Here is a 15495-nt window from a genome sequence, read left to right on the forward strand (position 1 = left end):
CACAATTTTTTTAAACACCCCCACCCCAGCAACCCTTCTTTGCGGTGTGGGGGTGGGGGGGTTTTTTTTTAAAAACCGCATATTACCGCGGGCGCCCCCCCCCCCCCTGGGCCCCCCCCACTTTCGATCGTGATCGGAGCTTGACGACAAGAAGGCAGCGCGACGGCGACGATCCCGGGCGTTGCCGGCGCAACATCTTCGTCAACGAATCCTTGCCAATAAATTGTGAATTATAACTATCTAACGTAGAAAAATCTACTTGAATTCGAGTGTAACCGAATGGTAATACTTTATCAGCGAAATACTCCATAACAGTCTTTCGGGCAACTGGCGGGATGTCCTTCGATGAATGCGCACACAGGGCAGCGCGGCTATAATAGCCGCTTAACTGCCATCCTTGACCTGGACATCGTGACAATCAGGAGCGGTTGGCTGTTGACTGCGTTGTGTCTCATCTATGCCGTGACCGCTTTTTGTCTGCGGCCGGATCGCTACCTGCATCTGGCGCTATCCTATGCCGAGCCGTTCGCCTTTTTCCTGCCCGCGCTTCTGGCGGCTGGCCTTGGTGTGGCGGCGCTGGCATTTGCCCGACATACCCCGACAAGGTTCATCTTCGACACGCTCGGGCAGCGTTGGCTGACAGCCGCACCCGTGATCCTTTTGTTCTTTCTCGGCATCAGCGCCTTCACCACCTTGAAGGTCGCCATTCCCGACATCGTGCCGTTCTACGCCGACCGCGCCCTGGCGGAGCTTGATTTTCGGCTGCATGGCACGGATCCCTGGGCATGGGCGCATAGCGTCGTTTCCGAACCGGTCTCGGTCGTCATTTTCGCCGGCTATGGATATGGCTGGCTCGTGCAATGGTTCGGCACCGTGCTCTTCGTCGCCTTCTGGAACGATCCGGCCAGGCGCTTGCGCTATCTATGGGCGTTCGCGCTGACAACGATCCTGTGCGGCACCGTTCTGGCGACCCTGCTGTCGTCCACCGGCCCGATATTCCACGACCAGTTCTACGGCGGTGACCGGTTTGCCGGGCTGCGAACCGCCCTGGCGCGGAACGGCTACGGCGCATCGGTCCATGTCTATGCCGACTATCTGCTTGCAGCCTACCAAAGTGGCCGCCCGGAACTGGGCGGCGGCATCTCCGCCATGCCAAGCATGCACGTCGCCATCGCCACGCTCAACGCGTTCTTCCTGGCAGGCTTCGGTCGTCGGTGGGCCATCGCAGGCTGGTCCTTCGCGGCGTTCATCCTGTTCGGCTCGGTTTACACCGGCTGGCACTATGCCGTGGATGGCTATCTCTCGATCCTTGTCGTGTCCCTGCTCTGGTACGGGACGCTCCCTCTTGCCGCAAGCCAGCCTCGAAATCACCGAGGTCGGATTGGCGGTTCCGGATCAAGCGTCATAGCGACCGTATCTGTCTGACGCCGTGAGGAGCGCGGCCAGGCGGCATTGACGCCGCCTGGCTTCATTGCTTGCTGGCCCGGCGCTTACTGGCTGGGCGCCATCACGTGCTCGCATGACACTTTCGGATTCATGTCGGCGAAAGTGCCGGTCGGGTTGCCCTTCCAGGCCCAGACATGCAGTTCGTGGAATTCACCCAGGCCGTAGCGATTGGGCGCGCTGTTGAAGTTGAACAGCTGGCCGTCCAACGATGCCGGCCCCTTCGAGGTGATGTATTCGACCGCCACCAGTTGCAGCGTGCCGTCGGCCATCGGCTCGTACATCACGGCTTCGGGACGGGCGATGTCGATCTTGTCGTCCTTCAGATACTGGCCGTTGACATAGTGGATGCCCATGGCGCCACCGGTGATGCCGCTGGCGCAGGGAATGGGCGAATAGCCCTCTGAGGTAGCAGCCTTGACGTCGAGAAACCGGCTGTTGGCGGTTCGCACCTTGTCGGCCAGCGGATTGGGGCCGGACGCCGGCGCGGCCGCTTCCTGATGCGCCTGTGCGAAGGTGGTGCAGATAGCCAGCATGGCGCCGGTCATGGCAAGCCGAAAATTCGGCCTGTTGCGAAAATTCGATATCATCTTCATTCCATTCTTCTTGAAAAAGCACAGCTGGCCGGCCGCCGAAAATACGGAGGCCCGGCAGGCAAGCGCTGTGACTGTTGCTGCTTGGAGATCCCGAAAACGATGACAGGGATGCCGGTCATCCCTTCGGCAGATACGGGATCGTTCCGGCCAGATCGGTGTTGTCGATCAGCTGGAAACGGCTTTCGCTGCCGCCCTGACGGGCCGAAACGAAGGGCGCATAGGCCGGATCGTTGGTGAAGGCGCGGGCCGCCGCTTCCGACGGGAACGCCATCAGGGCGATCAGCGTGGTGTCGAGCGGCTTGCCTTCAAGCGTCTTCACATTGCCGCTGCGCGACAGATACCTGCCGCCATGCTTGTGGACGAGGTCGTGCACCGATGCGGCGTAGGCCGGCACCCACTGCGGGTCGCTTATCTTGATGTCTGCGATAACGTAAGCGGTCATGGTAGTCTCCTGGTTGCGGCGCACAGGGGTATCCCGTGCAACCGGCAAAAGGGCTCGCATGGCAAGCCGCTCGCCAACCAGTCCGCGATCTGTACTAGGCCGGTACAGTTTCTGTACTCGCCGCTTCAGTCACGAAGGGCTAATGTTCGGCCAACGATCGAGGGAGAAACACCAATCATGACCCAGCACGGATACAAGCAGTTCTGCCCGCTATCGATGGCCGCCGAGGTGCTGTGCACCCGCTGGACGATGGTGCTGATGCGCGAACTGGTGGCGGGCTCGACCCGCTTCAACGACCTGCGCCGCGGCGTCCCCAAAATGTCGCCGACCCTTCTGTCGCAACGGCTGAAGGAGCTCGAGATCGCCGGGATCGTCGAGCGCAAGGAGGTCCAGGGTGAGAAGGGGATCTTCGACTATCGGCTGACGGAGGCCGGCCGGGACTTGCGCCCGGTCGTCGAGGCGATGGGCTTCTGGGGGCAGAAATGGGTCGAGTCCCGGCTGTCGCTCAAGAACCTCGATCCGTCGTTGCTGATGTGGGACATGCGGCGCAATTTGAACCCCTCGCCGCTGCCCGAGGGGCGCACGGTGATACAATTTCTGTATCAGGACCTACCGGCGTCCAAACGGTCGTGGTGGCTGATCGTCGAGAAGCACGGCGAGGTCGATCTGTGCTGGTACGATCCGGGCTTCGACGTCGACCTCTACGTCTCGACCGACCTGCACACGATGACGGCGATCTGGATGGGATTGCTGACCGTCGAGAAGGCCGGCGCGAAGGTTGCCCTGACCGGCGACCAGGCCATCGGCAGGAAGATGCAGACCTGGCTCGGGCTCAGCCCGTTCGCCGTGGAGCCCAAACGCGCGGCATAGGAGAGCCGGGACACCCCAAACATGCCCACGAGCCCGACCGAAGCTTAGGCGCGCTTGCGCTCCCTGTCATTTGCAAGGTGATAGGGTTGCACGAGGACTTCGGCGGGAATGTTCCATTCCTTGTTCAGTTTGAAGACCATATCCAGGGTGAGTGCGCGCTTTCTGTTCAGCACCTCGGTCGCCCGAGGCGATGATCCGATCACCTCGGCCAGAGCCTTTCGCGACAGGTTGAACAGTTCCATGTGCGAACGAATAGCTTCAACGGGATCGGGTGCTTCGATCGGATAATGCTCATCCTCATAAGCCTCGATCAGAGTTGCGAGAACGTCGAAGCGGTCACCATCGGGAGTGCCGACCTCCGGCTCATTCTCGAAATACCTGCTGATTTCGGCGATCGCCCAATCGTAGTCGGCTTCGGTCTTAATGGGTCGAATGTTTTCCATCACACCTTCTCCGGATCAATCCTGTCATACTCTTTGTGCGTCCCGACGAATTTGATCAGAACGCGGTGAAACTTGTAGGCGACGTGGGCAATCAAGCGGTACTTGTTGCCGCCAATATCGAAAATGACGCGATTGTCGCCCACGAAATCAACCGTCGCTCCAAATGCATTCTTGATGTCAGCCGGGGTCTTCCAGTCGGCATTGCCCACAGCCACATACCAAGCCGTCAAAGGAGCTTCGGCCTGATTGTGTTTGGCCCAAAAATCCTTCAGCGCTTTCTTGGCGATTATCTGCATGGCCAGATATAGCAAATTCCCAGATTGGGAACAAGAGGATTCCCAGATTGGGAAGACCTCCTGACTGTTGGCAGGAAACGGGTGGCGGGACCGGCTTTTGGCGGCTTCAATGCGGCCATGTTCATCACCCTGCCCAAAAATCTGAAATCCGCGCCGCTGCCGGTCGCCGACGATCCGCGATGGGCGCGCATTGTCGCGCGCGACAAATCGGCAGACGGCGAGTTCTGGTATTCGGTGGCGACGACCGGCGTCTATTGCCGGCCCTCCTGCCCGTCGCGGTGCGCCAACCCCAGGAATGTGCGGTTGCACGGCACGCTGGAACAGGCCAGGGCGACCGGCTTTCGCCCGTGCCGGCGCTGCAATCCGGATGGCCCGTCGCCCGAGGCCGGCAACGCCGCGATGGTCGCCGACGCCTGCCGCGGGATCGAGCAGAGCGAGGAAGAACCGTCGCTGGCTGAACTGGCTGATGCCGCCGGCCGCAGCACCGGCTACTTCCACCGCATCTTCAAGGCCGTCACCGGGGTGACGCCGAAGGACTATGCGGCCGCGCACCGCGCCGCCAGGGTCCGCCAGAGCCTGGAAGACGGCGCCAGCGTGACGACGGCGATTTACGATGCCGGCTTCAATTCGAGCGGACGCTTCTACGAGAAATCGACCGGCATGCTCGGCATGACGCCGACGCGCTATCGCGCCGGCGGTGCCCAAGAGGAGATCCGCTTCGCCGTCGGCGAATCCTCGCTCGGCACCCTCCTGGTCGCCTCGAGCCAAAAAGGCGTCGCCTCGATCCTGCTCGGCGACGATCCCGACGTGCTGGTGCGCGACCTGCAGGACCGCTTCCCCAAGGCACGGTTGATCGGCGGCGACCGTGACTATGAGATGCTGGTCGCCCGCGTCGTCGGTTTCGTGGAAGTGCCGGCACTCGGCCTCGACCTGCCGCTCGACGTGCGCGGCACCGCCTTCCAGCAGCGCGTCTGGCAGGCCTTGCAGGACATCCCCGTCGGCCAGACTGTCTCCTATGCCGAGATTGCAGAACGCATCGGCACGCCAAAGGCGACCCGCGCCATCGCCGCCGCCTGCGCCGCCAACAATCTCGCCATCGCCATTCCCTGCCATCGCGTGATCCGCAAGGACGGCGCCCTGTCCGGCTACGCCTGGGGCGCGGAGCGCAAGCGCGCGCTCCTCGACCGTGAGGCGGCTGTCGGATCGGACGTGGTGAAGACACCCACATACCGGCCTTCGCGGGCCTGACGAGGACCCGCGATGCGCGCGATGGCAAGGTCTCGCCATGCGAACAGCCAGACCCGCAACGGCGAGGTGACCAGCCGCCACGCCCAGGACGCGAAGTCACGGGTGATGGTGGCCATCGGCACGCTTGTCGATGACGGCAGAGCCGAGTGGAGCCGCACCGCGACCGGCGAGATCGAGTTGAGGCTGTTGACTGGTGAGGTATTTGTGCTTGGAGAACTCGCTGTCACCCGTGTCGCATGAGCACCGTCAGCGCTCTACGGCGCCCCCTCTGTCCTGCCGGACATCTCCCCCGCAAGGGGGTGTTTGGACCGGGGAGATCGGCAGCTCAGGCGCCGGCTCTCTTCTTGCAACATTCGAGATTGGCGAAGGTCATGGCGACAGCCGATCTCCCCACCCGTGGGGGAGATGTCCGGCAGGACAGAGGGGGGCGCCGTAGAGCGCCTACCTTTGAGTTTCGAATTTGAAAGCAAGCACCGGAGTGAGCGCCAACCTGCACGTGACTAGGGTTCAGGCACAGACAAAGGAGTAAAGGCAATGAACCTCATGCAAACTCAAATAGCCGCACCGGCGACCGCCCATGCCGCCCTCGACACCATCGCGCTCTGCATTCCCTGCCATCGCGTCGTCCGCGCCGACGGCACGCTGTCCGGCTATCGCTGGGGCGTCGAACGCAAACGCGCTCTGCTCGACAAGGAGGCTACGATATGAACGCTCATGCCAAGGTTGCCAAATCGGTCGTCGAAGCCGCCGAGACACGCGTCGCCGGTTACGACTGGCCGGCGCTTGCCGCCGAACTCGACGGCTTCGGCTGTGCGGTGATCGAAAAGCTGCTGTCGCCTCAGGAGTGCCGGCGGATCGCCGGCCTCTATTCGGATGAGACGCATTTCCGCAGCCACATCCATATGGCCAGGCACGGCTTCGGCAAGGGCGAGTACCGCTATTTCCATTATCCCTTGCCGGACCTGCTCGGCGGCCTGCGCAGCGCGCTCTATCCCAGGCTGGCCGAGGTCGCCAACCGCTGGAACGAGCGCATGGGGCAGGCCACGCGCTATCCCGCGACCCATGCCGCCTTTCTCGAGCAGTGTCATGCCGCGGGCCAGACGCGGCCGACGCCGCTGTTGCTGCAATATGTGCCTGGCGACTACAACTGCCTGCATCAGGACCTCTATGGCGATCTCGCCTTCCCGCTGCAGGTGGCGATCCTGCTTTCCGAGCCGGGCCAGGATTTCACCGGCGGCGAGTTCGCGCTGACCGAACAGCGGCCGCGCATGCAGAGCCGGGTCGAGGTGGTGCCGCTGCGCCAGGGCGACGCCGTTGTCTTCGCCGTCCACAACCGGCCGGTGCAGGGAACCAAGGGCAATTACCGCGTCAATCTGCGCCACGGCGTCAGCCGGCTGCGCTCCGGCACGCGCCACACGGTCGGCATTATTTTTCACGATGCGAAGTGAAGATGGTGAGCCGCCTCACCCCGCCGGAGCATAGCGGTTGATCACCAAGCCGCAGGCATAGGCCTTCGAGCCGAGCAGCGCCAAGTTTTGGAAACCGCCCTGGTCGAAGATGCGGCGTCCGGCACCCAGCACCGCCGGGTTGATGAACAGCTGGAACTCGTCGACCAGCCCGGCCGCGATCAGCGCCGAGGCGAAACCGGCGCCGCCGAAGACGGCCATGTCACCGCCTTCGCCCGCCTTCAGCGTATTGATTTCGCGCGTCAGGTCGCCGCTGGCCAGCCTCGTGCGCTCCCACGCCGATTGCTCAAGCTTGTCGCTCAGCACCACCTTCTGGGCGTCGACGACGCGTTGCGCGAAAGCATAGAACGGGTCGCGCGGAAACTTCTTCGCTGCCTTGCTCCAATGGCTGAGATAGCCTTCCTCCGCCATCTTGCGGCTGAGGAGGATGGTGTCGATGCCGGAAAAGACGGCGTTGAAATCCTGCTTCAGCACCTCGTCCCAGCCGATATCGTCGCCCCACCCCCAGAGCTGCCAGCGGTGGTCCTCATTGGCGCCGACAAAACCGTCGACCGACATCTGCATCTGCAGGATCAGCTTTTTCATTGTCGTCTCCCGGTCGTCAGGCTCGAAAGAAATTTGGTTTACTTTCGGAACCATTGACCCAAGGTAAAAATGATGTCAATAGTAAAGCGATTTAAAAATGGAAGCATAGAAATGTCGACCCGTGAAAAATCAGGCTGCCCGATCAACCTGTCGCTGGAACTGCTCGGCGACCGCTGGACGCTGCTCATCATTCGCGACCTGGTCTTCGCCGGGAAAAAGCATTTTCGCGAATTCCTGCAGTCCGACGAAGGCATCTCGTCGCGCACGCTGGCCGAGCGGCTGCAGACGCTGCAGCAGGAAGGCATCCTTACCCGCAGCGAGGACCCGACGCATGGGCTGAAGACTGTCTATCGGCTGACCGAGGCCGGCATCGACCTGCTGCCCGTGCTGGCCACGCTTGGCGCATGGGGCAGCAAGCACCGTAGTGCCGACGACAGACTGGCGCGGATCGCCGACGAGCTGGCGGCGGGCGGCGAGCCCGAACTGGAACGAATGAAGGCGGCGTTGCGAGCGGAGCATGTTGGCTAGTAGTCGCGGTCCGTGAACAGCACCACTCTCCTCTGCAAGGTGGCCGCCGCCCCTCATCGCCCTGCCGGGCACTTCTCCCCGTATAGCGACGGGGAGAAGGGGGCTGGCCGCAACGCCGGCATCCATTTTTGCAACGCTGGTGGTTGGCGAAACCGTCGATGAGAGCGCCCCTCTCCGGGGAGAGGATGCCGGCAGGCAGGTGAGGGGCAGCGCTACCGCTGCGGTTTTGGCGACGCATTCGAACCGAGAGCGATTACCTCACCAGGCATTCCGCAAACCGCTCTCCGCTTGACAAATCACCCCCTTTTGTTCTCTATTTGTTCAGGTCTATCAGCAACGTTGGATATGCGGCCGGATGGAAACGACAGCCACCATCCTGCATGCCGATCTCGACGCCTTCTACGCCTCGGTCGAGCAGTTGCTCGACCCGTCGCTGCGCGGCAAGCCGATCGCGGTCGGTGGCGGTGTTGTGCTCGCTGCCTCCTATGAGGCGCGCGCCTTCGGCGTGCGTGGCGGCATGCCGGGACGCAAGGCGCGCGAGCTCTGCCCGCAGCTGATCTTCGTCGGCGGCAATTTCAACCACTACCAGCGGCTGGGCGACGCGGCGATCAAGGTGCTCGACGATTTCACCCCATTGGTCGAGCGCATCTCCATCGACGAGGCCTTTGCCGATGTCGCCGGCTGCACGCATTTGTTCGGGCAGCCAGAAGAGATCGCCACGACCATCCGCCGCCGCGTGCGGGCCGAACTCGGCCTGCCGATCTCGATCGGCGTGGCGCGCACCAAGCATCTGGCCAAGATCGCCTCGCAGGTCGCCAAGCCCGACGGGCTGGTGGTCGTCGACCCCGGCAGCGAGCTTGCCTTCCTGCACGATCTGCCGGTCGGCTTGATGTGGGGCGTCGGCCCGGCGACCAGGGCGCGGCTGGCCGAGATCGGCGTCGAGACCATCGGCCAGCTGGCCCGGACCCACAGCGGCGCGCTGACGCGGCTGCTCGGTCCCGCCGCCGGCGAAAAACTCGCCGCGCTGTCGTGGAACCGCGACCCGCGCAAGCTGGAGACGAAGCGCCGCGCGCACTCGGCCGGCGCGCAATCGGCGCTTGGCCAGAAGCCGGCCGTGGCGCGGGTCATCGTGCCCACTTTGCTGCACCTGGCCGACCGTGTCGCCAGCCGGTTGCGCGCCAAGGCGAGGCCCGGCCGCACCGTGACCGTGCGCGTGCGCTTTGCCGATCTCAGCGCCGTCACGCGCTCGATCACGCTCGACCAGCCGATCTCGGCGACAACCATGCTGGCCGAGATCGCCGGCGACCTGGTGCGCGGCGTGCTCGCCGACCATCCGCACGAGAAGCTGATCTCCCTGCTCGCGATCTCGGTCTCACATCTCGAGGAAAGCTTCGAGCTGCAGCTCGAACTGCCCCTCGGCCTCGCCGATGAGAAACGCCGGCCCGGTACCAGGAAAGGCCTGGCACGCTTCGACGCCGACCGCGCCATCGACAAGATCCGCGAACGCTTCGGCAAACAGGCGGTCGGCTACGGCACGGTGGCGCTGGAAGCAGCGCGCTCGGTGCCCGACGAGTTCAGGGAACTGGCGGAGAAGGAATTGTGAGGCCGAGACAGCCGGGCGCTATTGCGTCTCTTCGCCATCCCAGTACCGTCGCACCGCTGCCATGTCGAAAATGCCGTCGCGCCGGCGCAAGGCGTCGACCCCCATCTTGTTGGAATCGGGATAGACGCAGACCTCATTGGGATTGTGCTCGCCGATCATCAGATAGCGGCACGGCCCGGTGCCGCTGTTGAGGAAGGAATGACCAACCGGCCGGCCGGCGGGAAAGCAGGCATAGTCGCCGGCCTTCATCTCGTGGCGCTCCTCGCCAAGCAGCAGCGCCACCTGCCCTTCCAGGATCAGCGCGTGCTCCTCTTCGAGCATGTGGTAGTGCCGGGGCGCCAGGCGCATGCCGGGGGCCGGCGCCTCGATCAGCATGCCGACATGATAATCGGACCGCCCCAGAGCCGCATGGGTCAGGTGCCTGGACCGGCCGCCGAACCGAGGGCCTTCGCCTTCGACCTTCCATTCGACGGTATCGCTGGCGATCGCCGGGATCGGCGCTGCCGGGGGTTTGGCGACACCGGCCGTCCCATTCGACGGCAACGGATCGCCGGCGGCAAGGCCGGTGTTCTCGCCGTCCCAGTAGCTTCGGGTCGCCGCGAGATCGAAGATCGCGCGACTGCCCAGCGCGCGCACCAGCACCTTGTTGGAGGCGGTGTAGACGACCACGTCGTTCGGGTTGCGCTCGCCGACGATGACATAACGGCACGGCGCAGCGCTGGTGTTGATCAGGCAATGCCCCGCCGCGGCACCTGCCGGAAAGCAGATATAGTCGCCGGACTTCATGACATAGGCGGCGTCGCCGACATAAGCGGTGAGTATCCCTTCGAGGATGAAGACATGCTCTTCCTCGAGGATATGGTAATGCGCCGGCGAGGTCTGCTTGCCCACCGGCAACTCCTCGATCGCCACGCCGACATGGTGGTTTTCGCCGAGAGCGGCCAACGACAAATGCCGGTAGCGCACGCCGAAGCGCGGCACATCGGACCATTCCGTCCACGGCACCTCATCCGATGCGAATGGCACGGGCGCTTTCGCTTCGTCTGCCATACGGCCTCCTGGTTCTGTCGCCCTGCCCTCGTCGCAAGCCGCAGGAGCGTCCACGACAGAGCAAAGCTGCCAGCTTCCTACATCGTAGCCAAGCGGTGTTCGCCACGTTCCTGACAGAGCCCGACAGGAGCCGCTCGCTTCAACCTCGGATGGCCTTGCCGGCCTGCTGCAGCAGCTCGAACGCGGCGAAGCGCTTGGCATGCCAGCCGGCCAGCGTAGCGTCGGGATGATAGACCTCGCCGAGTTCCGACATGCCGGCCATGGCCGCCGCCACATCCTTGTATGTTCCGGCGGCGACCGCACCCAGCATCGCCGAGCCGAGCAGCACCGGCTCCGGCGAGGTCGATGCCACCACCACCATGCCTGTCGTATCGGCCAGCAGCTGGCGCACCAGCGGGCTCTGCCCGGCGCCGCCGCTGACGACGATGGTGTCGACGGCGATGCCTTTCTCATGCTCGGCTCGCACGATCTGGCGAGCGCCGTAGCCGAGCCCGCAGACGCCGGCGACATAGAGCGCGACCAGGCTGTCGAGGCTGGTGTCGAGATCGAGCCCGGCAATCAGCGCGCGTGCGTCCGGATCGGCGAAAGGCGCGCGGTTGCCGAGGAATTCTGGCACCACATGGATGCCGCCGACCAGCGCCGGCGTTGCCGCGGCCCCGTTGCGGCTTTGCGCTTGCAGCGACAGCCAGGCGCTCAGGCTGAGGCCCTCGGCCTGCGCCTTGGCGGTCGCTTCGCCGGCCGCCGGGTGCATGCGCACCAGATGGTCGATGGCCGCACCGGCCGCCGATTGGCCGCCCTCGTTCAACCACAGGCCCGGCACCATGGCCGAGAAATACGGACCCCAGACGCCGTCTACGAAGGCAGGTTGCGCGGTCGACGACATGGTGCAGGCCGAGGTGCCGAAGACATAGGCCATACGCGACAGAACACTGCCGAACTCGCCACGCGCGCCGACCGTGCCGACGCCGCCGGCATGCGCATCGATCAGCCCGGCCGCCACCGCGATGCCGGGGCGGAGACCAAGGTCCGCTGCCGCCTGCGCGGTCAGTCCGCCGCCGAGCGCGGCACCCGCCGGCACAATCTGCGTGCCGATACGCGCGAAGCCCTCGTCGGCCAGAGCGCCAAGGCCGATCTTGCGGAAATAGGCCTCGTCCCAGCGACTCTCATGCGCCAGATACGTCCATTTGCAGGTCACCGTGCACACAGATCGCGCAAGGCTGCCGGTCGCCCGCCAGGTGAGGAAGTCGGCGAGGTCCATGAACTGCCATGCGGCGTTGAAAGTGGCGGGCAGGTTTTCCGCCAGCCACAGGAGTTTCGGCGTTTCCATCTCCGGCGAGATGACGCCGCCGACATAGTTCAGCACCGCTTCGCCGCCGCGGTTGATGCGGCGCGTCTGCTCGACCGCGCGGTGGTCCATCCAGACGATGATGTTGCGTTCGGCATTGCCGGACGGGCCAACCGGCAACGGCAAGCCGCCCTCGCCCAGCACCACCAGCGAACAGGTGGCGTCGAAGCCGATGCCGGCGATCGCCTCCGACGCTATGCCGGCTTCAGCGACAGCGGCGCGGGTGGCGGTGCACACCGCGCTCCAGATGTCGTTGCTCGACTGCTCGACAATGTCGCCTGCCTCGCGCCAGACCTCGATGTCCTGCTTGGCCGAGGCAAGCAAGTTTCCCGTGTGGTCGAACACCCCGGCCCGCGCGCTGCCGGTGCCGACGTCGATGCCGAGATAGTGGGGCATGGGGAACCTCCGGTTCGGGGAATAGGCAGTAGGCAGTAGGCAGTAGGCAGTAGGCAGTAGGAGATTAGTTAGTAGGGATAGGACGCGCGAAGAGTTTTTGATCCGGCCTGTAAGACTGTGTCTACATCTTCCCTACTGCCTACTGCCTACTGCCTATTCGCTACTCCCTATTCGCTACTCACTTAAAGGTCATTGCTCTGCGGCAAAATCACCAAATCCCGGATCGTCACGTTGCGCGGGCGGGTCAGCATGAACATCACGGCCTCGGCCACTTCGCGCGGCTGCATCAGGCCGCCGGCGGCGAGTTCTTCCTCGAGCTTGGCCTTCGGCCAGTCGTCGACCAGCGCCGTCACCACCGGACCCGGCGCCACGGCGCCGACGCGCAGGCCATGCTTGGCGACCTGCCGGCGCACCGTGTGGACGAAGGCCTGCACGGCGTGTTTGGAGGCCGTGTAGATCGGCTCCCAGACCACCGGGACCAACCCGGCGATCGAGCTGGTGACGATGATGTCGCCGGTCTTGCGTTCGATCATGTGCGGCAGCACCGCCTGGATCGAGCGGAAGCAGGCGTTGATGTTGAGGTTGAGCATGCGGTCCCAGACGTCGGGATCGCCGTTCGCCACCTCGCCGCCGACATAGGCGCCGGCATTGGCATGGAAGATATCGAGCTGGCCGGCCTTCTCCAGGATTTGCGGCATCATGGTGGCGACGCTCGCCGGCTGCACCAGGTCGATTACCAGCGGGATCGCCTTGGGGCCAAGCTCGGCGCACAGTTTGGTCAGCGTCGCTTCGGCGCGGTCGACCAGCACCACGGTGGCGCCGGCCGCCAGCATGTGCCTGGCGCATTCGAGGCCGATGCCTGACGCCGCGCCGGTGACGGCGGCAACTTTTCCGGACAGTTCTTCGCTCATGTCTTGCTTCCTGTTGATGGGTTCAGGCCCGGCCATGCGAGACACGCGAGCGGCGTGCCAGCGAGTCGACGATGACCGCGATGGCAAGCACGGCGCCGGTGATCATGTACCGAAGCGACGAGGACAGATCGAGCAGCGTCAGGCCGCTGGCGATCGACTGGATGACGATGATGCCGAGCAGTGCCGAATAGGCGCTGCCGCGGCCGCCGAACAGGCTGGTGCCGCCGATGACGGCCGCCGCGATGGCGTTGAGGTTGACGTCGCCGGTGCCGGCCTGCTGGCTGGCCGAGGCAAGGCGGGCCGCCGAAAGCACGCCGCCGAAAGCAGCCAGCATCGAGCACAGCACGAAGGCGCTGGAATAGATCAGCCGCACATTGATGCCGGCGCGCCGTGCCGCCTCGCGGTTGCCGCCGACCGCCGACATCGAGCGGCCCCATTTCGTCCGCGTCAGCGCATAGTGCATGGCGATGACCAGACCGACGAACAGGCCGAACATCCACGGAATGCCGCGCGCCTGGTTGAGATAGAAGACGATGAGTTCGAGAATGACCGTGATGACGATCGCCCGCGTGATGAGCCCGCCGGTCGACGGCGCCGAGAGATTGGCGGCACGGCGGCGCGCGACGGTGCGCAGGCCGGCGATCAGCATGACGATGCCCGGCAAGGCCGCCAGTCCGAAGGAAACGAACTTCGGCATCACCAGCAGCTGGCCGAAATTCACCAGGTTCGAGCCGTAGGGCAGGTTGATCGAGCCGGTCGAGCCGAGGATGTAGAGCTGCAGGCCAAGCACCGCCAGCAGGCCAGCCAGCGTCGAGACGAAGCTCGGCATGCCGAGCCGGTTGAACAGCAGCGCGTAGAGCGCGCCGATGAAGCCGCCGACGGCTATAGCGGCGAGGATGGCGAGCGCCACCGGCCAGCCCTGGTTGACCCACAGCGTGCCGACCATCGCCGAGGCAAAGCCGCTGATCGAGCCGACCGACAGGTCGATCTCGCCGACCATCAGGACGCAGACGATGCCGAGTGCGATGACGCCTACGGTCGAGCAATCGAACAGCAAATTGACCAGATTGCTGCTCGACAGGAAGATCGGGTTGATGCTGGCGAACACCGTCCAGATGATGACCAGTCCGACGATCACCGGCAGCGAGCCGAGATCGCCGGAGCGGACCCGGTCGAAGAACCTGCGGATGGCGCCGCTTAGGCCGACCTCATGCTTGACGCGCACATCGGCGCGGTCGAGCTGCGGTGCGACTGGGGCAGCTTGTTGCACGTCGCGGTTCATGGGCGTGGCTCCTGGGTCTGATCCTGCCGGGGAGTTTGCTGGGACTGTCTGCGCTCGGCGCGCCGCGACACCGAATTGTTCGACGCGCCGGTGATGGCGCTGACCAGTTCCTGGTTCGAGGCATCGGGGGAGAAGATGCCGTTGTTGCGGCCAAGCCGCAGCACGACGATGCGGTCGGCGACAGCGCGCACGTCTTCCATATTGTGGCTGATGATGACGACGCCGAGGCCACGGTCGCGCACCCGCTCGATCAGATTGAGCACTTCCGCCGTCTGCGCCACACCGAGCGCCGCCGTCGGCTCGTCGAGCAAGATGAGCTTGGGTTCGAGCAGCAGCGAGCGGGCGATCGCCACCGTCTGGCGCTGGCCGCCCGACAGTGAGGCGACGACTTCGCGGACACTGGGGATGCGCGCCGACAGCTCGTTGAGCAGCGTCCAGGCGCGGACTTCCATCGCCACCTCGTCCAGCCGCAGCGGGCTGAGCTCGCGGCCGAGGAAAATGTTGGCGACGATGTCGAGGTTCTCGCACAGCGCCAGGTCCTGGAACACGGTGGCGATGCCGAGCGTCAATGCCGCACTCGGGTCGGCCAGCGTCACCTGCTTGCCGCGATAGCTGATGCTGCCCGAGCTCGGCTGATGCACGCCGGCAAGGATCTTGACCAGCGTCGACTTGCCAGCGCCATTGTCGCCGACCAACGCCACCACCTCGCCGGCATGGACGTCGAGATCGATGTCGGTGAGCGCCGAGACGGCGCCGAAATGCTTCGAAATGCCGCGCAGGCTGAGCACCAGCTCACCTACCGGAACCGGTTCGTCGGGGGTGTCGATCATGCCAGAGACCTTTCAAAAACCGGTTCGAGGATTGAGCGCTGTCATGCCCCCCCGCGGGTGGCCAGACAACGGAGCGGGCAAGGGTCGCGGGCCATTCCCGCAGGCCAACATCTTTGAGCCGACCCCCTAAACCAACACGCCGCGTGGTGAAGTTTAAAACA

18 protein-coding genes are annotated in these 15495 nt (G+C 64.4%); 8 read left to right on the forward strand and 10 right to left on the reverse strand.

The window, feature by feature from the left end; translation table 11 throughout:
- The first annotated feature begins 435 nt into the window (after positions 1-435).
- Complete coding sequence (locus NKH02_RS32450) at positions 436-1425, forward strand: phosphatase PAP2 family protein (RefSeq protein ID WP_352883866.1); 990 nt, start codon at positions 436-438, stop codon at positions 1423-1425.
- 65 nt (positions 1426-1490) lie between these two features.
- On the opposite strand, the gene NKH02_RS32455 is transcribed toward NKH02_RS32450, so the two are convergent.
- Positions 1491-1991 carry a hypothetical protein gene (locus NKH02_RS32455; RefSeq protein WP_502911080.1) on the reverse strand — a complete coding sequence of 167 codons (501 nt, stop codon included), beginning with the start codon at positions 1989-1991 and terminating at the stop codon, positions 1491-1493.
- A gap of 163 nt (positions 1992-2154) precedes the next feature.
- The gene (locus NKH02_RS32460) at positions 2155-2481 is read right to left on the reverse strand and encodes a DUF1330 domain-containing protein (RefSeq protein ID WP_352873506.1); all 327 of its coding nucleotides are present in this window, start codon (positions 2479-2481) and stop codon (positions 2155-2157) included.
- Positions 2482-2658: 177 nt separating this feature from the next.
- Here NKH02_RS32460 and NKH02_RS32465 point away from each other — a divergent pair, with 177 nt between their 5' ends.
- Positions 2659-3351 (forward strand): winged helix-turn-helix transcriptional regulator, encoded by a 693-nt coding sequence (locus tag NKH02_RS32465; protein ID WP_352873504.1) that lies wholly within the window; start codon positions 2659-2661, stop codon positions 3349-3351.
- 44 nt (positions 3352-3395) lie between these two features.
- Here NKH02_RS32465 and NKH02_RS32470 read toward each other — a convergent pair whose 3' ends face one another.
- Both NKH02_RS32470 and NKH02_RS32475 read right to left on the reverse strand, forming a co-directional pair.
- Complete coding sequence (locus tag NKH02_RS32470) at positions 3396-3794, reverse strand: helix-turn-helix domain-containing protein (RefSeq protein WP_352873503.1); 399 nt, start codon at positions 3792-3794, stop codon at positions 3396-3398.
- Positions 3794-4090, reverse strand: coding sequence for a type II toxin-antitoxin system HigB family toxin (locus NKH02_RS32475; protein ID WP_352873502.1), 297 nt, complete (start codon positions 4088-4090; stop codon positions 3794-3796). The genes NKH02_RS32470 and NKH02_RS32475 overlap by 1 nt, the downstream gene beginning before the upstream one ends.
- A 117-nt stretch (positions 4091-4207) precedes the next feature.
- Between NKH02_RS32475 and ada the strand changes: the two genes are divergently transcribed.
- From ada to NKH02_RS32495, 4 genes are all read left to right on the forward strand, one after another.
- Positions 4208-5338 (forward strand): bifunctional DNA-binding transcriptional regulator/O6-methylguanine-DNA methyltransferase Ada, encoded by a 1131-nt coding sequence (gene ada, locus NKH02_RS32480; protein WP_352873509.1) that lies wholly within the window; start codon positions 4208-4210, stop codon positions 5336-5338.
- A gap of 12 nt (positions 5339-5350) precedes the next feature.
- Entirely contained in the window at positions 5351-5578 is a 228-nt protein-coding gene (locus NKH02_RS32485; protein WP_352883869.1) for a hypothetical protein, read from the forward strand.
- A 294-nt stretch (positions 5579-5872) separates the two neighbouring features.
- Positions 5873-6046 (forward strand): methylated-DNA--[protein]-cysteine S-methyltransferase, encoded by a 174-nt coding sequence (locus tag NKH02_RS32490; protein ID WP_352883871.1) that lies wholly within the window; start codon positions 5873-5875, stop codon positions 6044-6046.
- Complete coding sequence (locus NKH02_RS32495; protein ID WP_352883873.1) at positions 6043-6786, forward strand: 2OG-Fe(II) oxygenase; 744 nt, start codon at positions 6043-6045, stop codon at positions 6784-6786. Before NKH02_RS32490 ends, NKH02_RS32495 begins: the two co-directional genes overlap by 4 nt.
- A gap of 15 nt (positions 6787-6801) precedes the next feature.
- On the opposite strand, the gene NKH02_RS32500 is transcribed toward NKH02_RS32495, so the two are convergent.
- Positions 6802-7389, reverse strand: a complete 588-nt coding sequence (locus tag NKH02_RS32500; protein WP_352883875.1) for a dihydrofolate reductase family protein — start codon at positions 7387-7389, stop codon at positions 6802-6804.
- Between the two features lie 111 nt (positions 7390-7500).
- Between NKH02_RS32500 and NKH02_RS32505 the strand changes: the two genes are divergently transcribed.
- Both NKH02_RS32505 and dinB read left to right on the forward strand, forming a co-directional pair.
- Complete coding sequence (locus NKH02_RS32505; protein ID WP_352873498.1) at positions 7501-7917, forward strand: winged helix-turn-helix transcriptional regulator; 417 nt, start codon at positions 7501-7503, stop codon at positions 7915-7917.
- Between the two features lie 355 nt (positions 7918-8272).
- A complete protein-coding gene (gene dinB / locus NKH02_RS32510) occupies positions 8273-9520 on the forward strand; it encodes a DNA polymerase IV (protein WP_352883877.1) in 1248 nt (415 codons plus the stop codon).
- An 18-nt stretch (positions 9521-9538) separates the two neighbouring features.
- Here the strand turns inward: dinB and NKH02_RS32515 are convergent, their stop codons facing one another.
- The 5 genes from NKH02_RS32515 to NKH02_RS32535 form a co-directional block, all read right to left on the reverse strand.
- The gene (locus NKH02_RS32515) at positions 9539-10570 is read right to left on the reverse strand and encodes a cupin domain-containing protein (protein WP_352883880.1); all 1032 of its coding nucleotides are present in this window, start codon (positions 10568-10570) and stop codon (positions 9539-9541) included.
- Positions 10571-10709: 139 nt separating this feature from the next.
- Positions 10710-12311 (reverse strand): FGGY-family carbohydrate kinase, encoded by a 1602-nt coding sequence (locus NKH02_RS32520; RefSeq protein ID WP_352883882.1) that lies wholly within the window; start codon positions 12309-12311, stop codon positions 10710-10712.
- A gap of 182 nt (positions 12312-12493) precedes the next feature.
- A complete protein-coding gene (locus NKH02_RS32525; RefSeq protein ID WP_352873493.1) occupies positions 12494-13222 on the reverse strand; it encodes an SDR family oxidoreductase in 729 nt (242 codons plus the stop codon).
- A gap of 22 nt (positions 13223-13244) precedes the next feature.
- The gene (locus NKH02_RS32530; RefSeq protein WP_352873492.1) at positions 13245-14504 is read right to left on the reverse strand and encodes a sugar ABC transporter permease; all 1260 of its coding nucleotides are present in this window, start codon (positions 14502-14504) and stop codon (positions 13245-13247) included.
- Positions 14501-15334: an ATP-binding cassette domain-containing protein gene (locus tag NKH02_RS32535; RefSeq protein WP_352883884.1), complete on the reverse strand. Its 834-nt coding sequence runs from the start codon at positions 15332-15334 to the stop codon at positions 14501-14503. The genes NKH02_RS32530 and NKH02_RS32535 overlap by 4 nt, the downstream gene beginning before the upstream one ends.
- Positions 15335-15495 lie beyond the last annotated feature (161 nt).

Source organism: Mesorhizobium sp. M1396 (genome assembly GCF_040317725.1).
Classification (GTDB): Bacteria; Pseudomonadota; Alphaproteobacteria; order Rhizobiales; family Rhizobiaceae; genus Mesorhizobium.